Source organism: Paenibacillus sp. J22P218 (assembly GCF_056269195.1).
Genome location: NZ_JBWDNL010000001.1, coordinates 1,018,646 through 1,039,313 on the forward strand (window position 1 = coordinate 1,018,646; position 20,668 = coordinate 1,039,313).

Annotated in this window: 13 protein-coding genes; 10 read left to right on the top strand and 3 right to left on the bottom strand. The window is 49.6% G+C overall.

What is annotated here, in order from left to right; translation table 11 throughout:
* Positions 1 to 22: 22 nt before the first annotated feature.
* The gene (locus AC0YN0_RS04170; RefSeq protein ID WP_475820136.1) at positions 23 to 1,729 is read right to left on the bottom strand and encodes an RICIN domain-containing protein; all 1,707 of its coding nucleotides are present in this window, start codon (positions 1,727 to 1,729) and stop codon (positions 23 to 25) included.
* Between the two features lie 225 nt (positions 1,730 to 1,954).
* Here AC0YN0_RS04170 and AC0YN0_RS04175 point away from each other — a divergent pair, with 225 nt between their 5' ends.
* The 4 genes from AC0YN0_RS04175 to AC0YN0_RS04190 all read left to right on the top strand — a co-directional run bounded on the left by AC0YN0_RS04175 (position 1,955) and on the right by AC0YN0_RS04190 (position 8,343).
* Entirely contained in the window at positions 1,955 to 2,746 is a 792-nt protein-coding gene (locus tag AC0YN0_RS04175) for an alpha/beta hydrolase (protein ID WP_475820137.1), read from the top strand.
* A 502-nt stretch (positions 2,747 to 3,248) separates the two neighbouring features.
* Entirely contained in the window at positions 3,249 to 4,895 is a 1,647-nt protein-coding gene (locus tag AC0YN0_RS04180) for an extracellular solute-binding protein (protein ID WP_475820894.1), read from the top strand.
* A 72-nt stretch (positions 4,896 to 4,967) separates the two neighbouring features.
* The gene (locus AC0YN0_RS04185) at positions 4,968 to 6,737 is read left to right on the top strand and encodes a sensor histidine kinase (RefSeq protein WP_475820138.1); all 1,770 of its coding nucleotides are present in this window, start codon (positions 4,968 to 4,970) and stop codon (positions 6,735 to 6,737) included.
* Entirely contained in the window at positions 6,712 to 8,343 is a 1,632-nt protein-coding gene (locus AC0YN0_RS04190; protein ID WP_475820139.1) for a response regulator transcription factor, read from the top strand. The genes AC0YN0_RS04185 and AC0YN0_RS04190 overlap by 26 nt, the downstream gene beginning before the upstream one ends.
* A gap of 90 nt (positions 8,344 to 8,433) precedes the next feature.
* On the opposite strand, the gene AC0YN0_RS04195 is transcribed toward AC0YN0_RS04190, so the two are convergent.
* Positions 8,434 to 9,591: a family 8 glycosyl hydrolase gene (locus AC0YN0_RS04195; RefSeq protein ID WP_475820895.1), complete on the bottom strand. Its 1,158-nt coding sequence runs from the start codon at positions 9,589 to 9,591 to the stop codon at positions 8,434 to 8,436.
* A 224-nt stretch (positions 9,592 to 9,815) separates the two neighbouring features.
* Between AC0YN0_RS04195 and AC0YN0_RS04200 the strand changes: the two genes are divergently transcribed.
* Positions 9,816 to 11,708: a sialate O-acetylesterase gene (locus AC0YN0_RS04200; RefSeq protein WP_475820140.1), complete on the top strand. Its 1,893-nt coding sequence runs from the start codon at positions 9,816 to 9,818 to the stop codon at positions 11,706 to 11,708.
* A 27-nt stretch (positions 11,709 to 11,735) separates the two neighbouring features.
* On the opposite strand, the gene AC0YN0_RS04205 is transcribed toward AC0YN0_RS04200, so the two are convergent.
* The gene (locus AC0YN0_RS04205) at positions 11,736 to 12,500 is read right to left on the bottom strand and encodes an AraC family transcriptional regulator (protein ID WP_475820141.1); all 765 of its coding nucleotides are present in this window, start codon (positions 12,498 to 12,500) and stop codon (positions 11,736 to 11,738) included.
* Between the two features lie 330 nt (positions 12,501 to 12,830).
* Between AC0YN0_RS04205 and AC0YN0_RS04210 the strand changes: the two genes are divergently transcribed.
* From AC0YN0_RS04210 to AC0YN0_RS04230, 5 genes are all read left to right on the top strand, one after another.
* The gene (locus AC0YN0_RS04210; protein WP_475820142.1) at positions 12,831 to 14,402 is read left to right on the top strand and encodes a response regulator transcription factor; all 1,572 of its coding nucleotides are present in this window, start codon (positions 12,831 to 12,833) and stop codon (positions 14,400 to 14,402) included.
* Positions 14,403 to 14,527: 125 nt separating this feature from the next.
* Positions 14,528 to 16,237 carry a type 2 periplasmic-binding domain-containing protein gene (locus AC0YN0_RS04215; RefSeq protein ID WP_475820143.1) on the top strand — a complete coding sequence of 570 codons (1,710 nt, stop codon included), beginning with the start codon at positions 14,528 to 14,530 and terminating at the stop codon, positions 16,235 to 16,237.
* A 109-nt stretch (positions 16,238 to 16,346) separates the two neighbouring features.
* Positions 16,347 to 17,321 (top strand): ABC transporter permease, encoded by a 975-nt coding sequence (locus AC0YN0_RS04220; RefSeq protein WP_475820144.1) that lies wholly within the window; start codon positions 16,347 to 16,349, stop codon positions 17,319 to 17,321.
* A 17-nt stretch (positions 17,322 to 17,338) separates the two neighbouring features.
* The gene (locus AC0YN0_RS04225; RefSeq protein WP_475820145.1) at positions 17,339 to 18,277 is read left to right on the top strand and encodes a carbohydrate ABC transporter permease; all 939 of its coding nucleotides are present in this window, start codon (positions 17,339 to 17,341) and stop codon (positions 18,275 to 18,277) included.
* Between the two features lie 161 nt (positions 18,278 to 18,438).
* Complete coding sequence (locus AC0YN0_RS04230; RefSeq protein ID WP_475820146.1) at positions 18,439 to 20,433, top strand: glycoside hydrolase family 43 protein; 1,995 nt, start codon at positions 18,439 to 18,441, stop codon at positions 20,431 to 20,433.
* Positions 20,434 to 20,668: the final 235 nt, after the last annotated feature.

A 20,668-nucleotide genomic window follows, 5' to 3' on the forward strand; every position in this document is an offset into this window, starting at 1 on the left:
CAGTTCAGTGCACTCGCTATCTCTAATTAATTTGAACCAGCTGCCATTGCTGATTGAGATCGCCGCGGTACAGATTTTGCTGAATCTTCGCTCCATCGGCCGTGGAGGATCCGACAACCTCGACCGCTTTGTTGCTGTTCACGTTCAGAATGCTCCAATAGCCGTTGCTCATTTTGATCAATCGGAACTGCTGCGCGGTATTGGAGAGATCCTGCATAAGTTGAATCGCTTCCCCGTTGTTTTTCGTTCCGTTACGAACATCCATGACCTTGTTATCGGAGGAACTAACGCTTCGCAATTCGTAATAGTTATTGTAGGTGCCTTGATCCGTAACGACCCAGCGCTGCGCGTTCGCATTATTGTCCGTCCATTGTTGAAGCTGCAGCGCGCTCGTGTTCTGCCCGCCCGGAACCTCGAGTATTTTGCCCGAAGCACGGTTGACGAGCTTATAAGTGGCACCGTTCGTGACTCCATTCCATATGCCATTCCAAGGATTAAACTGCGCGCGTTCATAGTACCATTCGAAAATAAATCGGGCCATGCCATCCCTGGCCGTATTGCCGTCATACATCAAACCGCCTGTCGGGTCTGCGAATGAGCTTCGCGTGCCTGGATCCAGCAAAAATCCGTTCATATGGACGGCAATGCTCACATTGCCCGCAGCCGTAAAGATCGCTTTGGTATTTTTGCCGAAGCCCGCATTCGAGCCGTTGAACAGATCCCAATAGGAGGAGTCTCCCGGCTGGGTCTTGAACCAGGTTGTCTCCGTAATATTGATTGGATAATTATCGGCGCATGGCTTGATATTGGTGTCCCATTGCTGCTGCAAAGTCGTGTAATTGTCATTGGCTCCGTAGCCCGGGTACCAATGGACCGAATAACCGACATTGCCTAGCGGATCCGTCAGCGGATATGCAGCGCACAGCTGATAGTATTGATCCCAACCAAGTCCGGACGCCCATATGACGTTATCCGCACCTTTGCCGCGAATCGTGGAGATCATGGAATTTTGGAAATTTTTGAGCGAATTCCAGTACGCAACGAAGTTGGATTGGGATGGATGACCGCCCCAAACGCCGTTGACATCGGATAGTACCGGCTCGTTAACGAGCTCGAACATCACGTTATCCGCGCTCTTGATGCCCGGCTGATCAGCGAGGTAACCCCAAATCTGATTGAATTTGGCGAGATTGTCCGGCGTTGTTGCTTGGTTGTTGCTTAATGTGAAATCGAGGCCGAGCGTGACGTAAAGCCCCTTGGTCTTAGCGTAGTTGATATATGGAATGATTACGTTCTGTGTAACGGCCTGCAGTCCGGCAAAATTGTATGTGCCCGCCGCAACGTCGCCCATGTCTTCCCGGTCAATGAATAGACGTACTTGATTCATGTACCACCCGTGATTGTTGCCGTATTTGGCCGAGGTGCTCGTAAAGGTGTCGGTAATATCCTTCAAATACGCCAAGATGGCCGCATGCCGGTTCCCGCCATTCTGATTCAGGTAGTAATTGCTGTTCTGGTACGTCCAGTATGCGCCCGAGGGTTGATGCCACCCGCTCAGCAGCACGGGCTGTCCGCTGCTGTTCACCAACTGGTTGCCGCTTACATGGAGCTTGGACATCGGCATGCCGACCCACGCTTCTGCTTTCTTGCCGCTCAGCAGCATCGGCGATATCACTAGCGCCATAAGCAACAGAAGCTTTACTGCTAAGCTAACTTTCTTCTTGATCATTCATACTCATCTCCTTTTTTTTGGAATTGTATGCGCTTGCAAAAACGAGTGTACTATTCGGGAGTTAAGGTCCACAACCTTTCTAATAATGGTATTATGCCCCTCCTAACTCTATCTTTGGCGTACGAGTGAGATGTATCCATTGACAGGTTGTTTGCTCAGTGTGGAAAGGTTTATACTTTTCGACAGTAAATCCAGTGTCATTAGGAAGGGGAATGAAACACGATGAGTTCGATTGACCATGATTCGATTAGAAATGCCGCTCCGCCAAGGTTTGACCAGATCAGAGAGGACATTGCCCGAGGTAAAATAGAATCGATTAAATATTTCTCGAAGACGGTAGGCTGCAAGCGCAAAGCGATGATTTACTTACCTCCCGGTTATTCCGAAGATTTAAGCTATAACGTTCTTTACTTATTGCACGGTATTGGCGGCGATGAGCAGGAATGGTACAAACATGCGGGGCCGCAGGTGATCCTTGATAATTTGTATGCGGAACGCAAGCTTGCGCCCATGATTGTGGTATTGCCCAACGGTCGTGCCATGGCGAACGACCGGGCGGAAGGAAATCTATTCGACCCGAACAAATTAAAGGCGTTCGAAGATTTTGAACTTGATTTGCTGCAGGATCTCATCCCTTATATAGAGTCCAACTATTCGGTTCAAGTAGGGCGAGAGAGTCGTGCTCTGGCCGGTTTATCGATGGGAGGAGGGCAATCGCTCAATATCGGTTTAGGCAATCTGGATCGATTCGCTTGGATTGGCGGTTTTTCTTCCGCGCCTAACACGAAGGAGCCCGAGCTGCTAGTCCCGAATCCGGAAGAAGCGTCGGCTAAGCTCAGTCTACTCTGGCTGTCATGCGGGGTTCTGGACAATCTTAAGCATGTCAGCGATAGGACTCATGCTTATTTGGAGCACAATAATGTGCCGCACATTTGGTACGAGGAGAGCGGAGACCATGATTGGCCGGTATGGAAAAACGATTTATACCATTTTTCCCAGCTTATTTTTAGATAAACGCAAGAGACAATCTATGGTTCGTGATCATTGGCTGTTCACGGTGAAATAACGAAAGAAATGGAGAGATGATTCGATGGCTATGATGCAAATCAGCCTTTTTTTCGGAATGCATGAAGAGGGAGGTAACTTTTAATGCATTGCATTGCTGCCGCTCGATCAACCCATTTCTTCTGGGCAAGAAGAAGCGGCCTGTATGCCTCTTAAGGCGCTGTATCTGCTTCATAGGAGGTTTTTCTATGGGCGGATATGGGGCCACGGGCTGATCGATATTAAAACACGCCAATATACGGCGTGTTTTTTTGTATGCAGTCGGCAATCAGATTCCATATTAGACAAGCTCCTATCTTAACTCGAAGTCAATATTAGATAACATTATCAATAATTGTACCTTGATTTTTTTGCTGCTAATCAGGGAGAATAATAATTATGCATAAATATTGCGTTGCCGGGAAATGGGGTTGTAATCGTGCCTAAGCGAATAGGGAACAAGGCTGCAATCATGCTTGCCGTATTAATGTTTGTGCAGACGATTGCGGCATGCGAGCATCAGCGCCCGACTGAGGAGCCGGATAAGAGAGGCTCGGAAGAAGCGATCTATTCGGATCCGGGCTTAACCAAATACAATCCACCGATCGAGATTTCGCTCGTTCGGAATGTAAATGAAGATTTCAGCGACTTGATCAGCAATTTTCCGGGAGAGACTCTCGAGGATAATCGATGGAGCCGGCTTTACGAGGATGTGCTGGGCATTCGGGTAAAATACGAATGGACGGCCAAAGACGATCTCTATCATCAGAAGTTAGGCTCGGCATTGGCATCGGGCAATATTCCCGATATCGTAAGAGTGAATGCGCAGCAGCTGCGGCAGCTCGCGAACGAAGGTTTAATTCAGGATTTGACCGACGTGTATGAACAGTATGCGGCGCCGTTCACCAAGGACGTGCTAAGTCAGGAAGGAACCGGACCGTTCGAAGCGGCAACGATAGAAGGAAAGCTGATGGCTATTCCGGAAACAGCGGCATCGATTGAGGCTGTCCAATTTTTATGGATACGAACCGATTGGCTGGATCGGCTAAAGCTTAAGCCTCCGAAGACGATGAACGATTTGCTCGCGATTTCGAAAGCGTTTACAGAGAACGATCCTGACGGCAACGGCAAGGATGATACGTACGGGTTGGCACTGACGCAATATTTATGGGATCCCGTTATGGGGGCGTTGGACTTTATGGCCGGTTACGGCGCATATCCGAATATTTGGCTCGAGGACGATACCGGCAAGCTCGTGAACGGAGCCGTACAGCCTGAAGTGAAGCAAGCGCTAACCGTACTTCAAGGCATGTACCAAGACGGTCAGATCGATCCGGAATTCGGCTTGAAGGACGGCCGCAAAGAAAAGGCGCTGATCGCGGAAGGGAAGATAGGCATCATGTACGGCGAGCAATGGGGCAGCTTCGTCGTTCAATCGAACTATGAGAAAAACTCAAAGGCGGATTGGCAGCCGTACCCGATTGTGTCGGCTACGGGCAAGCCTGCCATGGTACCGCTTCGTTTTGCGACTAATCAATTTTTGGCCGTCAAGAAGGGCGTTCAGCATCCTGAAGCGATCGTAAAGATGATCAACTTGCATCTGGAGAAAAATTGGGGCGTTACCGCGGAATACGAAACGTATTATAGCACGCCATATCCGGCGTGGCAGCTCTCGCCCGTTACTCCGGCCCCTTTGCTCAAAAATTACGAGGCGTTCCTGCAATTGGAGGAGTTCCGCGCGACACAAGACGAAGCCGTTCTCCACGATGAAGCCAAAGCGATTTACAAAAATATTGATTCTTATCTGACGAAAAACGATGTAACCGGATGGGGCTGGGAACGTACCTATGGTCCGCAGGGAGCGTTCTCGATATTCAGACAATATGAAAAAAACAATCAACTGTTGTTCGAGAGCTTCGTAGGCGTTCCGACGGAAGCGATCATTGAGAAGCAATCGATCTTGGACGAGTTGAAAAACAAAACGTTCATGAACATTATTCTCGGACGGCCAATCGAAGAATTCGACCTTTTCGTCGAGGAGTGGCATCGGTTAGGCGGGACGGAGATGACGGCCGAGGTTAACGAATGGTACGCGGAGAAGGGCCGAAAGAGGCAGTAAGCGCGAGGCTTCGATTGCCTTACTCACCTATTCGCTCCGCGGACAAAGCTGCTTGCGAGGAGTTGTATAAGATTGCTCAAGATACCTGTCAATTCCATGCGCCACGCCTTGTTTCTTAGGCTTGTCATCATGCATCTCGTTGTCATTCTGCCCATTATTATATTAGGGGTTTATTTGTATAATTGGAGCTATACCAACGCGAGCCAGGACATTTCAAGGAACACCTTGGCGCAGTTGTCCTCTTATCTAGATGACATGAACCGTGAGGTTGAATGGCTGGAGGTCCAGCAGTTCGATATGCTGCAGGAGGGAGAGCTTACGAAGGTCGCGGTAACGTGGGAGATGATGGACAGCGTCGAAAAGAAGGAGAGCATGGACTATTTGGTTCATCGGCTCACTTCCATTAAGAATAGCAGCGTGTATATGAAGGATATATACATTCATATCCCCTCGATTGGCAAAACGTTATCGTTCGGCAATGCCGTTCACGATCTGGAACAAGGAAGGTATGACCAAATTCGGGCTTTGTCGGAACGAAGCGGAGCCAAACGTTTGATCAGGCAGGGCGATTCGCTTCATCTTAGCGCCTCCAAGTACGGAGGGAAGAAGGGAGATGAGCCGCTCTTCATCGTTCAGATCGAGCTTGATACGGCAAAGCTGAAGGAATCGCTGAACCAATTGAGCGTTTATCCCGAAAGCGGCTCTTTTCTTATCGCTGAGGAGGCGAATTTCACCCTGCTCGGCAGCGATAAATCCCCTCCTATTTTGAACGAATATTTGAAAGCGCAGCGACTTTCGGAGGAAAGTTCCTTGCTATTGAAAGCAGATGGACGATCCTACCATATCGACAAAGCGGAATCATCCGAATTGGGCCTTGCGGTAGTGACCTATTTGCCGGAGGAGACGGTGAAGAGGCCACTGAACAAGTTCAATAAATGGGCTTGGCTGTTCACGGCAACCTCGATTCTTGCGATCGTTGTCTATTCTCTCTCGACTTACCGTCTCGTTCATCGGCCGCTGCTGCTGCTTGTTCAGAGCTTCCGCAGAATGGAAGGCGGGACGCTTGATATCCAGATCGAACACGAGAACAAAGACGAATTCGGTTATTTGTACGATCGATTCAATCAGATGCTGAACAAATTGCAACTGCTGATTGACCAGGATTTCAAGCAGAAGCTCATGATGCAGAAGGCCGAGCTGAAGCAGCTTCAGTCTCAGATTAACCCGCATTTCCTATATAACAGCTTTTTCATACTTAATTCATTAGCCAAGACGGGCGATACGGATCGTATCGAGCTGTTCACCAATATGCTCGGCGAATATTTCAGGTTCATTACGCGCAACGGCGAAGACAATGTCTACTTATCCGAAGAAATCAAGCATGCCAGGATGTATACGGAGATCCAGAAGCTTCGGTTCTCCAGGCGTATCAGCGTGCAATTCGACGAACTTCCGAAGGAAATGGAGCGAATTCGCGTACCAAGGCTTATTGTTCAACCGATCATCGAGAATGCATACGAGCATAGCCTCGAGAAAATGTCGGAGGAAGGATTTCTTCGCGTTTCGTTCGAGAGGCATGAGTCGGATTGGCTGATCGTCGTCGAGGACAACGGAAGTCAGATTGACGATGCAACGATCCAAGCGTTGAACGACCAAATGACGAACAACGGCGAAGCGCATGAAATGACGGGCATCATTAATATTCATCGCCGCATTACGTTGACTTACGGAGAAGGCAGCGGTTTATTTTTGTCCAAAAGCAAGTTGAACGGCCTGCGAGTCGAAATACGGATCAATCCAAAGGAGGCGGATGGAGATGCACCGACTGCTGATCGTCGATGACGAGGAAATTATTACAGACGGCCTCTACGAAGTGTTAAGCAATCTCATGCCGGATCAATTGGATGTATGCAAAGCTTATTCGGCTAAGGAAGCGCTCGCTTGGATGGCGCGCACGCGGATTGATATCGTCATGACCGATATCGCGATGCCGGGCAAGAACGGTCTGGAATTGTCGGAAGAAATATTGACGTATTGGCCGAGGTGCAAAGTTGTTTTTCTTACCGGTCATAGCGAATTTGACTATGCGTATAGAGCTTTCCAGATGCCTGATGTCCGTTATTTGCTGAAGACGGAAGGCTATGCGAAAGTGACGGAGGCCGTACGGGGCGCATTGCTCGACATTCAGCGCAGCAATCTCGAGAGCACGCTGCTGGAGCAGTCGCGCGAGCAGAAGTACGCTTACGAATTCATGGCGCAAGGGGATTACATGAGGCAACTGCTGCAAGAAAGCGACGCTCTTTGCGCAGAGCAAGCGCGAGTCATCGAGGAATTCGGCCATCTGAATATTGGCTTGGATCCGATGAATCCGGTTATGCTGGTGCTTGCTCGTCTGTCTTACCCTCCCGGGATGACGTACACGGAGAGAAGCAAGCTCCTTGTATCGGCAAGAACGGTATGGGATTCCTATCTGAAGGACCACGCCGATAGCATCGGAATCGTCGATAGGCATGGAGACCTGATGTGGTTTATTCAGCCGTCCAAAGAGTCAAGCGGATTCCATGGCGGTGACTTTATCCGCTATATGGAAGGTGTGCTCGAGCTTATCCAGGAAGCTTGCCTGACGTCGCTCGGATTAGAGATTACATTGACTATAAGCGGCGCAAGCTGCGATTGGATAACGGTTACCCACCAATATGAAAGGCTGCGCCAGCTGCAGCAGTTGAAGATCGGCGACGGCATTTCCATGATATTGCGGGATCGCGACGAGAATATGAACGGCTTCGGAGGCAAGGAAACATTCGTGCCGGGCCGCAAGGCGGAAATTATGGCAGCGCATTTGGAAGCGGGCCGGGCGGACGAATTTTATGCGGATTGGGATCAGTTGGCGATGGCAGCGCTGCAATATAACGAGCATGCGCAGCGATCGATTGAAGCGTATTATTCCGTTGCCTTGATGCTGTATTCTTGCTTGAACCGTCTGGGACTGCAAAATCGCCTCGACGACCACTCGAAGCTGATGCGGCTCGATTGCCATGCCTCCATGAAGGATGGTTTTGTTTATTTGAAGCAAACGGCGGATGCGATCTTCCGCTACAAGCAGAGCGACGATCGGGATCGAACATCGCAAGTGATCGACCGGATCAGCCAGTATATCGACGAGCACTTAAGCGATGATTTATCCTTGGTGCGACTGGCGGAAATTCATTACTTCAATCCTTCCTATCTATCGCGTTTCTTCAAGCAGGAACGAGGCATTAATCTATCCGAATATATCGATACTTGCCGGGCCAGAAAGGCGAAGGAGCTTTTGCGCGACAACGATCTAAAGGTCAGGGAGGTCGCCGTGTCAGTCGGGTATGAAGCGGCCCATTCGTTCACGCGGTTCTTCAAGAAGGTAACGGGCATGACGCCCCAGGAGTATCGTGATTCTCTTACTATCAATTAATAGAGACCAAAGAAAAAGAAAGCGGCGATCGCCCCCTTATGTTAGCAAGGGAGTCGATCGCCGCTTTCTGTATTTATATCTAGCAGTCGGTTAATAGATACGGTAGTTTCCGCTTAATGCCAGAAGGCTGAAGAAGTACAGGCAATTGTCGTAATAACGCCGATCGCCGGTACGCAATGGCGTGTTCCAGAACAAATGGACAAAATGAGCGGCATCCGGTCCGTCCGCGGCAAGCGATGCCATTGCATTCGTCGCCAGTAGCCCGATCGGATGCAGAGAAGATTCTTCGAATGCTTTCCCGTCAATCGTGTAACGGCGATAGTCGGATACGTCGATTTCGCGGAAGAACGCTTGAATACGATTCGATTGTTCGACTTGCCACGGGTCCTTGCGGAACCATTCATAATCAAGTCCGATGTTCGCCGCTACGCGGTAGGCATCGCTGAAAAAATGCCGGTAGTCGCCGTGAGGCTGCGGTACGGCAGGCGTCCCGTCGTAGTTCGCGTACTCGGGCGACAGTCCGGTTACCGGATGGCAGGCGGTTCGCAGATAAGCGCGGCTTGCCTCGGCGGCTTCCCTCCAGAAGCGTCTATCCTGCTCGTCCGCATGTAGCGCGAACAAGTCGTAGAAATGGGGCAAATGATAGGAAGGGTCGCTGAACGGCGATTCCGGTATGAACTTGATCAGCTTGGTAGCGGGATCCCACATCGGATCGCCTTCGCCGTTCTCTCCCTGATGTATGCACGCTCGAAGTATCGTCTTCGCTTGCTCGGAATAGTCGAACGGCTCCGGTCCGTCACCCCAGCGATTCGAAGCGAAGATCAAAGCCATGGCGAAAAACTCTTCCCCGTCCGGTGCCGGTCCCTGGGAGATGCGGGTACCGTCAGGCTTGCAGTGCCAAGCGAAATAGTGCTTGTAGCGGCCTTCCGTATGCTGCATGAACGTCTTTGCATAGTTCCAGAGACGGTCGAATTCTTCCTTCTTGTTCATTTGCACGGCCATCATCATGCCGTACGACATCCCTTCGGATCGAACGTCCGAATTGCCTGTATCGAGGAGATAACCTTTATCGTCACCCATAGGATAATAGATTCGCAAGTCGGCACGGCCATTAAATAATTCGTTCCAAGCCTGCTCTAGTCTGGCGTGTATTTCCTGTTCGGAATATCCGAGCTCTTTGAACAAATTCCTGTAATCGGCTGTATGGAAAGCCCCTTTAGTTGTATCTGACACGATCGTAACCTCCATTATTATCGTATTAAATCCCATCATAACATGGCCGCTGGTTAAGGAATTAAAGCGTTTTCTTAAAAAACTATAGCATTTCTAGAGGAGCTAAACCGAAATCATTTCATAGTAGGATACATCAATGAAATAGTCGCATACGTCATTGTCTGATAAGGGCTCGTATTATACTATTTTGTTCCAAGACAGTGTAAACACAACACTTAAGGTTTGAGGAGACATCGTTTATGCAAAATCAGATGAAGTTCCGTTTGCCCCGCATGTTCAGTGACGGAATGGTGTTGCAACGAAATACGAATGTGAAAATATGGGGATACGCGCCTGCGGAAGAAGCCGTCACCGTCCGATTCAAAAATCAGGTTTGCAACGGCACCGCGGACAAGAATGGACAATGGATGGTCAGTCTTCGGACAGATGAAGCGGGCGGGCCTTTTGAGATGATAATCGAGACTGGAGACGGTGGCGAACGCGTCACGCTTCGCAACATTTTGCTGGGTGACGTTTGGTTATGCTCTGGCCAATCCAATATGGAAATGAAAATGTTATCCCTTCGGCAAACGTTTCCTGAGGAAATCGCTCAAGCGGAGAACGATGCCATTCGGCAGTTTCTGGTTCCGGTCAGCTATGATTTTGAACAGCCGCATACCGACTTCGAATTCGGCGGCTGGGAGGCTGCCGATCCCGCAAGCGTCCTGAACTTCACTGCCGCAGGCTATTTCTTTGCGGCTAAGCTGTATGAAAAGGATCGCGTACCGATCGGTCTGATCCATGCCAGTTTGGGCGGGGCTCCCGTTCAAGCCTTTATGAGCGAGCACTCCCTTGCGCCTTTTGCGGAATACACGGAAGAATTGCAGAGGTTAAAGGATAAGGAGTATCTGGATGCATTGGCGCAAAAGGATCAAATCAACCGAGAGCAATGGTACACCTATATCAATCAAAACGACGCGGGTATGCCAGCTAACGGAACAAAGTGTTATGAACCGGGTTTCGACGCTTCCGCTTGGCCGGCCATTTCGGTTCCTTCCTATTGGGAAGATAGCGGCTTGGGATCCTTCAACGGCGTCGTCTGGTTTCGGAAGGAAATCGAGGTTCCTTCTTCCTGGCTTGGCTATCCGGCGACGCTTGAGCTCGGCAATGTGGTGGACGAGGACACCGTTTACCTTAACGGTACTCAAATAGGAACGCTGCCGAACCAGTATATTTCGAGAAAGTACAATATTCCGGAAGGTCTGCTGCGGGAAGGCAAAAATACGCTTGTCGTTAGAGTCGTTAATTTCTCCGGTAAAGGCGGATTTTACAAGGATAAGCCCTATTGTCTTCATATCGGAGATCGGAGCCTAGATATAAGCGGAGAATGGCAGTATATGATCGGGGTCAAGAGCGGTCCGATGCCCGAGCCTTCCTTTGTCCAGTGGCGTCCAGCGGGCTTGTACAATGGTATGATTGCGCCGATTGTCCCTTATGCGATCAAAGGCGTTATCTGGTATCAAGGGGAGTCCAACTTGAATAGGCCCGAAGCATACGAAAGCCTGTTCCAGGCGCTTATTGGTGATTGGAGAGGCAAATGGGGCTTGGGCGACTTCCCCTTCCTCTATGTGCAGTTACCTAACTTTGGTGTGCCTTCGGATAGACCTGCCGAAAGCCAATGGGCAGTGCTTAGAGAGGCGCAGCGGAAGACGCTTGCCTTACCGATGACAGGAATGGCCGTGACTATCGATATTGGCGAATGGAACGATATTCACCCGGTCAACAAGATGGATGTCGGATATCGGTTAGCCCTCGCAGCTCGGAAAGTAGCTTACGGAGATGAGGAGACAGCGACTTCCGGCCCCATGTTTCAATTCGCGGAGAAAAAGGGTGATCGAATCGTTCTGCACTTCAGCGATGCAGGCGGTGGATTAGTCGCTAGAGACGGCGGCAAGCTTAGGCATTTCGCCATTGCCGGAGCCAATCAACGGTTCGTCTGGGCAGACGCCAGAATTGAAGAAGATCGTGTTGTCGTGTGGCATGATCAAGTTCCCGATCCCGCCAGGGTGAGATATGCATGGGCTGACAATCCGGACGGTGCCAACCTGTATAGCCGGGAAGGCTTGCCTGCATCGCCTTTTGCTACGGATTAACCGTTGCTGCCTTAATTGCAGGGGACATCACGTTTTGGCCGCCTTTTGAAAATTTCTTGGCGTATATCCTGTCAGCTTTTTGAATTGCCGGCAAAAGTGTTCCACATTTTGATATCCGCATCGGGAAGCGATCTCCACAATGCTTTGGGTGCTATGAATCAAATATTCTTTCGCTAATCGGATTCGATATTGGATGACGTCATCCATGCAGGAAATTCCAAACGTTTTCTTGTAGAGGCTCTGAAGATAGCCCGGACTTATTTGGAGATAATCCGCCATTTTCGAAACCGTCCAGCAGTCTCCCGGATCGTTTTGAATCGCTGTGCGAATCTTTAATAGATTGTAGTAATGAGGCGTAATGACATCATGAGAATAGGATTCCAATAGCTTGTTAAACAGCGTCCGGAGCAAATAGTCGATGGAAGATTCCTTGTAATCGCGATTATAGTTATGCTCGATGACTAGCAGTTCAAACAGCTTATGGCAATAGTCAGGATCGTTGATGGAAAAAGGAACGCCGAGCGGAAGTGAGGATTTCGCAATATAAGATTCATTGGATTCGAAGCGGATCCAGTCATTGACGAAATAATCGGAACTGGCTTGGTAATAAACTTTTTGCTTTGGGCGGTAGAGGACGGCGCTGTGAGCGGGGTATTCCTTAAGATCGCCATTGACCCAAAACTCCGCAGGGGTCTTCGTGATCACAAGGAGCCAGTGATAACCTACGGGAACATCAATAACAAAATTGCTTGCGTGTGTAGTATTGCTTTCAACATAGTAAATATGAGCCATCCGTACCCCTCCATGTTAGCATTTCTACATTATATCATAGCGAGGTAGTTAGGCATAAGTTTAGGCGCTAACCTAGCAAGAAGTTCTGATAGTCGTAGAAACTAGAATTAGAGAGGTAATTATACAGAGTTTGTCGGGTTGTGCACTTGTCTTGAAGTCGATAAATTGATGTAAGAGAGAGGCCGAACGATTATTCGCAATGCAATTAAGAAATAAAAGTGTTTTCCGATGAAGAAAGCGGCGGTCGTCCCTCGAGTTCAATAAGGGAGAGAACGCCGCTTTTGTTTTTCCAAAGCGATTCCTATTTTTCGAAGAGAGAGGGTTGCCTGCATGCATAGCGTAATTATTGTCGACGATGAAATATATTTCCGTAAAGGCTTTATAAGGATGATTGATTGGGAAGGAAACGGATATCAGGTCATTGGCGAGGCCGACAATGGAGAGGATGCGCTTGAGATGATCCGGGATAAAATGCCCGATCTGGTCATCACCGACATTCGGATGCCCGTTCTGGACGGTCTAGCCTTAATCCAGGCGGCAGAGGAAGAGAAGCTTGATACGGAATTTGTCATTATTAGCGGACATAACGATTTCACCTATGCGCAGCAGGCCGTTCGTTTCGGCGTGCTCGATTACGTGCTTAAGCCGGTAGACGAGGAGGACATTACTCAAGCGCTGGACAAGCTGCGGGACAAGCTGGCGAAGAAACGACAGCTTCAAGAGCGACGGAGCAAGCTGCTGAGCGAGAAGCAGATCGAAGCGCTCATACGCGGAGAATCCGCAGATGACGCAGCGGATGCTTGGATGAAGTATGAGACGGCAATTGGTTCTCGAACGTTTACATACACGCTGATCGAGCTGAACAATGTTCACCCATGGAGCGACAAGAAGCAACCGTCGACGGATGAGCTGCGGGCAAGTATTCGGGCTGCGGTGCGGCAGCTGGCTCCAAGCGCTTCCGAGCCGATTCTCTATGAGCATCGCCGAACATATGGGTTGATCGTTACGAGTATGCATCTCTCCGAAGCCGGAGGCAGCGTACATGCGTTTATGGAGCTTCTGTTATTGCGGTTGAACGAGCAATTAGGACTCGAACACCGCGCCTATGCGGGAGCAACCGTCCAACATTTGAGTGGTATCAAGGATTCGTATACAAGTGCCAAGGAAGCAATGAACTGCAAATATTACAGAAGCGCCGATCGCGTCATTGCCTCTTCGGACGTGAGCGGAACGCAACTTATTTACAGTCAATTGGACGACGACATTTGCCGAAGGCTGGTAGAGGCGGTTGAAGAGAACGATTCGTACGAGATGAAACAGGTTATCGACTCGTTATTTTCGGAGTTTCGCAGTAAACGCTATTCTCCTGAAGCAATCAAGACCGGCATTGTCCAATGCGTGCTTGCGATTTGCAAATCGATTAGGGGCATGGAGGGGGACGAAACCGAGCTTGCTTCCTTCGAGCCGGTCATTAATTGGCATGATCATAATGTTACGTTGGAGGAAATCAAACGCTTGCTTACCGCATTTGTCATTGAGGCCGGCGTTATGGTAAGCGAGCTGTATCGCTCCTATGGCAAGGGCACCATGCACAAAATCAAAACGTACGTGGATCAGAATTACAACAAAAATATTAGCTTGAAAATGATAGCCAGCCAATTCTACATGAACCCCGCTTATTTGGGTCAGCTCTTCAAAAGAAATTACGGCTTGTACTTTAACGATTATTTGCAAAAGCTGCGGATCGCGGAAGCCAAAAAACTGCTTCGTATAAAGGACATGCGAATCTATGAGGTGGCTGAACGGGTAGGCTTCAACAATCCCGATTATTTCGTTACCCAATTCGATAAGCTGGAGCGAATGACGCCGTCCGAATATCGAAATAAATTAGAACTGCAATAGATTATTCGGGGTGAAATCAATAATTAGTGAGGAATTCGATGCAGTTAGGCGGGTAAACGAACGCTGTAATCGCTTTTATACTTAGGTTGTACGTACATTTAGATGAGAGAGGGGTAAGAAGAATAGTGAAGAAAAACAAAGTATTGCTTCTCAGCCTGGCAGCAGCCTTGACACTGTCCGCCGTGACGGCCTGCTCCGGCAACAACAACAACAAAAGCACAGACAAGCCATCTGCAACGAACGCCGCAACCGGCGACAATAGCGGATCGGAGCCGACGAAGGAAAAGGTAACGTACACGATCTATAACGGCGTGGCCGGATCCAAGGACGGCAACACAAACGAGACGACGATCGGCAAAAAGCTCGAGGACCAAACCGGAGTCAACTTCAAGCTGGAGTTTCTCGTAGGCGATTTGAACACGAAGATCGGCACGATGATCGCGGCGAACGAATATCCGGACGTGCTTATTCCGGACGCGGCGATGGAAGAAGTAATTAATGCCGGCGCATTCATTCCGCTTGACGATTTGATCGAGAAGCACGGTCCGAACATCAAGCGGGTATACGGGGATAAGCTTGATCAAATGAGATCGGCTGACGGTGAGCTTTACATTCTTCCGATCTCCGCCCAGGTCGGCGAGTTCATTCCCGATCCGGAAGCGGGCTCAGGATTCTGGATTCAGCGCCGCGTGCTCGAGGAAGCGGGCTATCCGGTCGTTAAGACGCTTGACCAATACATCAAGCTGATTGAGGACTATGAAGCGAAGCATAAGGACGAGAAGCTGACAGGCCTCATTTCGCTTACGCATGACTGGAGATTCTTCGCAACGTCCAATGTGCCGATGCACTTGATGGGTTACCCGAACGACGGCAACGTCATGATCAACGCGGATACGCTGGAAGCGAAGACGTACGCAGGAGACGAAGGCACGAAGAAATGGCTGCAGACGCTCAATGATTTGAACGCGAAGGGCTTATTCGATAAAGCTTCGTTCGTAGATAACTACGACCAATACATCGCGAAGTTGACGTCGCATAACGTGCTTGGCTTCTTTGATTACAAATGGCAAGTGGACAACGCGCTTAACGTGCTGAAGGATGATGCGCGCAAGGATCCTTCCCTGGATAAGTACAGATACTTCCCTCTGCCGATTACGTTCGACGAGAGCATTACTGACGCTTACATCGATGCGGAAGCAGGCGTTGTTACTAACCGCGGTATCGGCATTACGGTCAGCGCCAAAGATCCGGTCCGCATTATCGAATATTTCGACAACTTGTTGAAAGAAGAGAACCAAATCCTGACGTCGTGGGGGATTAAAGGAGAAACGTACGAGGTTAACGAAGAAGGTCGCTTCTACCGTACGAAGGAGCAGATCGACAAAATCAACGAAGCGTTCAACGAGACATTCGGCTTTAAATATTATAGCTGGAACTGGCCAATGTACAGCGCCAACTCTACGCTTTCCGACGGTAACGCCAAGGGCGTAAACGTTCAGCCTGAATATTTCCAAGCGAGCTTGACGGATGCGGATAAAGCAATTTTGGACAAATACGGCGCTCAAACGTATTCGCAAATGTTTGCAAAGCCTGTATTCCGCCCATGGTATCCGGCATGGGGCTTCGCGAAGGAGCAAAACTCGCCGGAAATCATGTGGGAAACGAAAAAGGACGAGTTGACGAAAAAGTACTTCCCTAAGCTTGTCCTGGCTGATCCCGGCAAATTCGACTCGATATGGGAAGAGTATATGAAAGAATTCGGCAAGCTTGATACGGCCGGCTATGAGAAGTGGACGACGGAGAAAGCCAAGGCAAAGGTTGAAGCTCTTAAATAAAGGATGACGGAGATAGGCCGGGCTTAACATATCGATTTTTATTCGATCCGTGTCCGGCCTATTCCTATTGTTAGGGCAAGATGCTTCGGTACCGGAAGGAGAGAAAATAATGGAGTCCAATACGATACAGACAACGAGCCGGCCGCCAATAAACAAGAAGCCGAAGGGAATCAAGCTGTTCTTTACGAAGCTGCTTCACCAGCGTGCGCTCGTCATTATGACTGTGCCATTTTTGTTATGGCTAATTCTATTCAAGTACGTTCCGATTTGGGGCTGGACGATCGCTTTCCAAGATTTCAAGCCTGCACTCGGGTTTTGGGAGCAGAAGTGGATCGGCTTTCACCATTTCGAATTTTTATTCGGGGACGAAAGGTTCCTTCGGGTACTTCGCAATACGCTTGCGATGAGCACCATTAACCTTGTTTTTGGTTTCTTGACGGCGATTACGCTTGCGCTGCTGCTGAACGAGTTAAGGAAGGCTGCTTTTAAGAGGGTCGTACAGACGGTTAGTTATTTACCGCATTTTATTTCTTGGGTCGTGGCGGCCAGCATCATCCAAACGACGTTGTCGCCGGACGGTATCATCAATGAACTGTTGGTTTGGCTCGGATTTGTGAACGAAGGAAATGAAATCTTATTTTTGGGCATTCCAGAATACTTCTGGACGATCTTCGGAGCAAGCTCGATATGGAAGGATATCGGCTGGAACACAATCGTTTACTTGGCCGCTATGACAACCATAGACCCCGCACAGTACGAAGCGGCAGAGATTGATGGCGCGAACCGGCTGCAGAAGATGACGTACATTACGCTGCCTGGCATTAAATCAGTCGTCGTCGTATTGTTAATTATGAATATCGGATATTTGCTGGATTCGGGATTTGAGCCGCAATATTTGCTGGGCAACGGCATGAATGTGGACTATTCCGAGAACATTGATATATTTGTCTTGAAATACGGCATCGCGCAAAGCAACTTCGCCCTTTCCACCGCGGCAGGCATGTTTAAGACAGTGGTCAGCTTCATCCTGTTGTTCGCAGTGAACCATATTGCGAGGCGCATGGGCGAGGCAAGACTATTCTAGAACAGGAGGAAAATCAGATGGCTTCAAGCGATGTGAAACGGAACAAGAAATACAAAATCAAAGCCCCGATGGGCGACCGTATATTCGACATCTGCAACTATACTTTTATGATTTTGCTGATGGTCGTTACGCTTTATCCATTCCTTAACGTATTGGCCGTATCGCTTAATAGCTCACAGGACTCGCTTAAAGGCGGTATTTACATGCTTCCAAGGGTGTGGACGCTGGACAACTATCAATACATTTTCAAGGAAGCGACGATTTTCCATGCCACGTTGATCTCGATTTTGCGTACGGTCATCGGAACGGGCTTGACGGTGATATGCTCCGCGATGGTCGCCTATGCGATCAGCCGACAGGATTTTGTGCTGCGGAAGTTTATTACGCTTGCCTTTATATTGACCATGTATTTTAGCGGCGGCCTGATTCCTACTTTCTTGTTGATGAGAGATTTGCATCTGGTAGGCAGCTTCTGGGTTTATATTTGGCCAGGCTTAATTGGAGTCTTCAATCTGATTATTATCCGTTCCTTCATCGAAAACTTGCCGGACAGCATTCTCGAATCGGGAAAGATCGACGGTGCCGGTGAATTCCGGACATTCTTCAGCATCGTGCTGCCGCTGACGACTCCCGTACTTGCTACTGTCGCCTTGTTCTCGGGCGTCTATCAATGGAATTCCTGGTTCGACGTCTTCTTATACAACTCTTCACATATCGACTTAAGCACGCTTCAATATGAGCTGCAGAAGATTTTGCAGAACTCCAACACGACTGCCGGTACAACGGGTATTGACGGCATGATAAGCGGCGCGAGCGGAGCTCAGCAAAATAGAGTCACGCCGCTAGCCGTACGGGCAACGATGACGATCGTCGCTTCCGTACCGATTATCATGGTGTATCCGTTCTTGCAAAAATACTTTGTCAAAGGCATGATGGTGGGTGGCGTAAAAGGCTGAATATATATTCATCATGAGCGCGGGGCACCCAAATGGGGTGTCCCGCGCTGTTATTGCGCGACGAAACCTAGAAATTGACGGGTAATGACTAAGTAATAGGCAGGTTGTTCCTATCCCTGGTTGACATTACTATGTTCTTTAATAGGGAAAGAGGTGACATCTTGCTGACCGTTAAGAAGCGTCTTGGACTCGCAGTTGCGATTCTTGCTGCGGGCACGGCAATATTTCTTTTCTACCAATCACATATTGACCGGGACGAATCGGAGCGACAGCCGTCTGAGGTTGTGTTGTCGGCTTACCTGAAGGAAGAGACGGTAGAATTAAGCAGGGAGAAGGACACAACCTATGAAGTGAAATTATTGATGGACGATTTTCCGGTTGAGCAAGAAGTTGTGCAAATTCGCTCACTGCTGAACATTCCAGCCGCGTTCGAAGTCGATGCAATCGTCCTGAACCCGAGCAACGTTTCGACGGCAGCCGTCGCGTTCCAGCCTACGGAGGAAGGGGTGGAGCTTCGAATCGGCAATGATGACGGCTCGGTTATTACATTCGCCAACCTGGATGGCAGCAAAGAGCTGGCCACGATTACATTTATACAAAAAAGGGAGTTGATTGTGCAAATGAGTAAGGAATTTAAAGTAAACAGTCTGGATATTGTGGATTCAGGTAATAAAAGCACGGCATATAACGTTAGCGGAGCGTCCGCCGAGATGAGCTATCAGCCGCCCGCAAGCGCGATCGGCAAGCTTCTTCAGAACGGCAATCCGATTGTGTCGCATAAATTCGGCGCCGATCCTTACGCGATCGTATACAATGACCGCGTCTACATCTATAGCACTTACGACGTGCTGGAGTACGACGAGGCAGGTGAAGTGAAGGATAACACTTACGGGTCAATTAACCGGTTGTCTATCGTCTCATCCTCGGATTTGATGAACTGGACGGATCATGGCTTCGTAGTCGCTGCTGGTCCCGAAGGCGAGGCGAAGTGGGCAACGCAATCTTGGGCCCCGGCTGCGGCACATAAGGTGATTGACGGCCAGGACAAGTTCTTCCTGTACTTCGCGAACAACGCGAGCGGGATTGGAGTACTGACGAGCGATAGCCCGACCGGTCCCTGGATTGATCCGATCGGCAAGCCGCTGATTTCGAGATCGGCGCCGGCAGCGCAAGGTGTAACTTGGCTGTTCGATCCGGCCGTATTGGTTGACGACGATGGTACGGGATATATCTATTTCGGAGGAGGCATCCCGGAAGGGAAGGAAGAGAAGCCGGACACGGCTCGCGTTATGCAGCTTGGCGACGATATGATCAGCGTTGTCGGCGAAGCCGCGGTCATTCCTGCGCCGTTCATGTTCGAAGACGCCGGCATCAATAAGGTTGGAGACGTTTATTACTACACGTATTGCTCGAATTTCTACGGAGGCGATCGACCGGAAGGAAGCCCGGCGGCAGGTGAAATCGCCTATATGACCAGCGAAAGTCCAATGGGTCCATGGACGTATCAAGGTTCCATTCTGAAAAATCCCGGCCACTTCTTCGGCGTAGGCGGCAACAATCACCACGCGATGTTTCAGTTCCACGGCGAGTGGTATATCGCCTATCACGCGCAGACGTTGTCCAAGGCGATGGGCGTACCGAAAGGCTATCGTTCGACGCATCTGAACAAAGTAAGCTTCGGCGCGGATGGTGCCATTCAGGAGATTGAAGCCGATCTGAAAGGTGTTCCTCAGTTGAATAAGCTTAATCCGTTCGTTCGCGTGGAAGCGGAGACGCTTGCGTGGAGCGCTGGCGTCGATGCGCTGCCCCAGAAAAGAGATGATAGAGGAACGGCAGTCGCAGAACTTGCGATTGCGGACATTCATAACGGCGATTGGACGGCTGTAGCAGGAGTGGACTTTGGGGATGGCGCATCCACCTTCTCGGCGTTCGTAGTTGGCGGAATGGACGATGCTATCATCGAGCTGCATCTGGATAGTCCGGAAGGTGTCAAGATTGGCTCGCTTGCCATACCGAAGGGAGAGGGCTCTACTAGCTGGACAGAAGTGAAGACGGCGGTCGCGGGCGCCGAAGGCGTTCACGATCTGTATTTCGTGTTCAAAGGCAAGGCCGATGTAGAGTTATTCACTTTCAATGCATGGCAGTTCGGCAAATAAGTTAATGGAAGAGGTTTGTGCAGCGCCAGTCGGGGGAGTCCGGCTGGCGCTGCTTTTTTTTATTATTACTATCCGCCTTCGTCCTTCGTGTAAGCGCATATTTGCTCTTACAGAGCGAAGGAGGGTTTGTGACTGTGTCCGTAAGTGCATATAGGCTCTTGTGGAGCAAATCCGGAAGCTCGAGCCCACCAGCCGCACCTTCGTGTTAGAGCGTATTTGAGCTTACAACCCGGAA

Bases quoted from the DNA above. Each gene is read 5' to 3' on its own strand.
- AC0YN0_RS04210 (WP_475820142.1), top strand. From the start codon at position 12,831: ATGCATAGCGTAATTATTGTCGACGATGAAATATATTTCCGTAAAGGC.
- AC0YN0_RS04220 (WP_475820144.1), top strand. From the start codon at position 16,347: ATGGAGTCCAATACGATACAGACAACGAGCCGGCCGCCAATAAACAAG.
- AC0YN0_RS04195 (WP_475820895.1), bottom strand. From the start codon at position 9,591: ATGGAGGTTACGATCGTGTCAGATACAACTAAAGGGGCTTTCCATACA.
- AC0YN0_RS04225 (WP_475820145.1), top strand. From the start codon at position 17,339: ATGGCTTCAAGCGATGTGAAACGGAACAAGAAATACAAAATCAAAGCC.
- AC0YN0_RS04205 (WP_475820141.1), bottom strand. From the start codon at position 12,500: ATGGCTCATATTTACTATGTTGAAAGCAATACTACACACGCAAGCAAT.
- AC0YN0_RS04200 (WP_475820140.1), top strand. From the start codon at position 9,816: ATGCAAAATCAGATGAAGTTCCGTTTGCCCCGCATGTTCAGTGACGGA.
- AC0YN0_RS04190 (WP_475820139.1), top strand. From the start codon at position 6,712: ATGCACCGACTGCTGATCGTCGATGACGAGGAAATTATTACAGACGGC.
- AC0YN0_RS04175 (WP_475820137.1), top strand. From the start codon at position 1,955: ATGAGTTCGATTGACCATGATTCGATTAGAAATGCCGCTCCGCCAAGG.
- AC0YN0_RS04180 (WP_475820894.1), top strand. From the start codon at position 3,249: ATGCTTGCCGTATTAATGTTTGTGCAGACGATTGCGGCATGCGAGCAT.
- AC0YN0_RS04170 (WP_475820136.1), bottom strand. From the start codon at position 1,729: ATGATCAAGAAGAAAGTTAGCTTAGCAGTAAAGCTTCTGTTGCTTATG.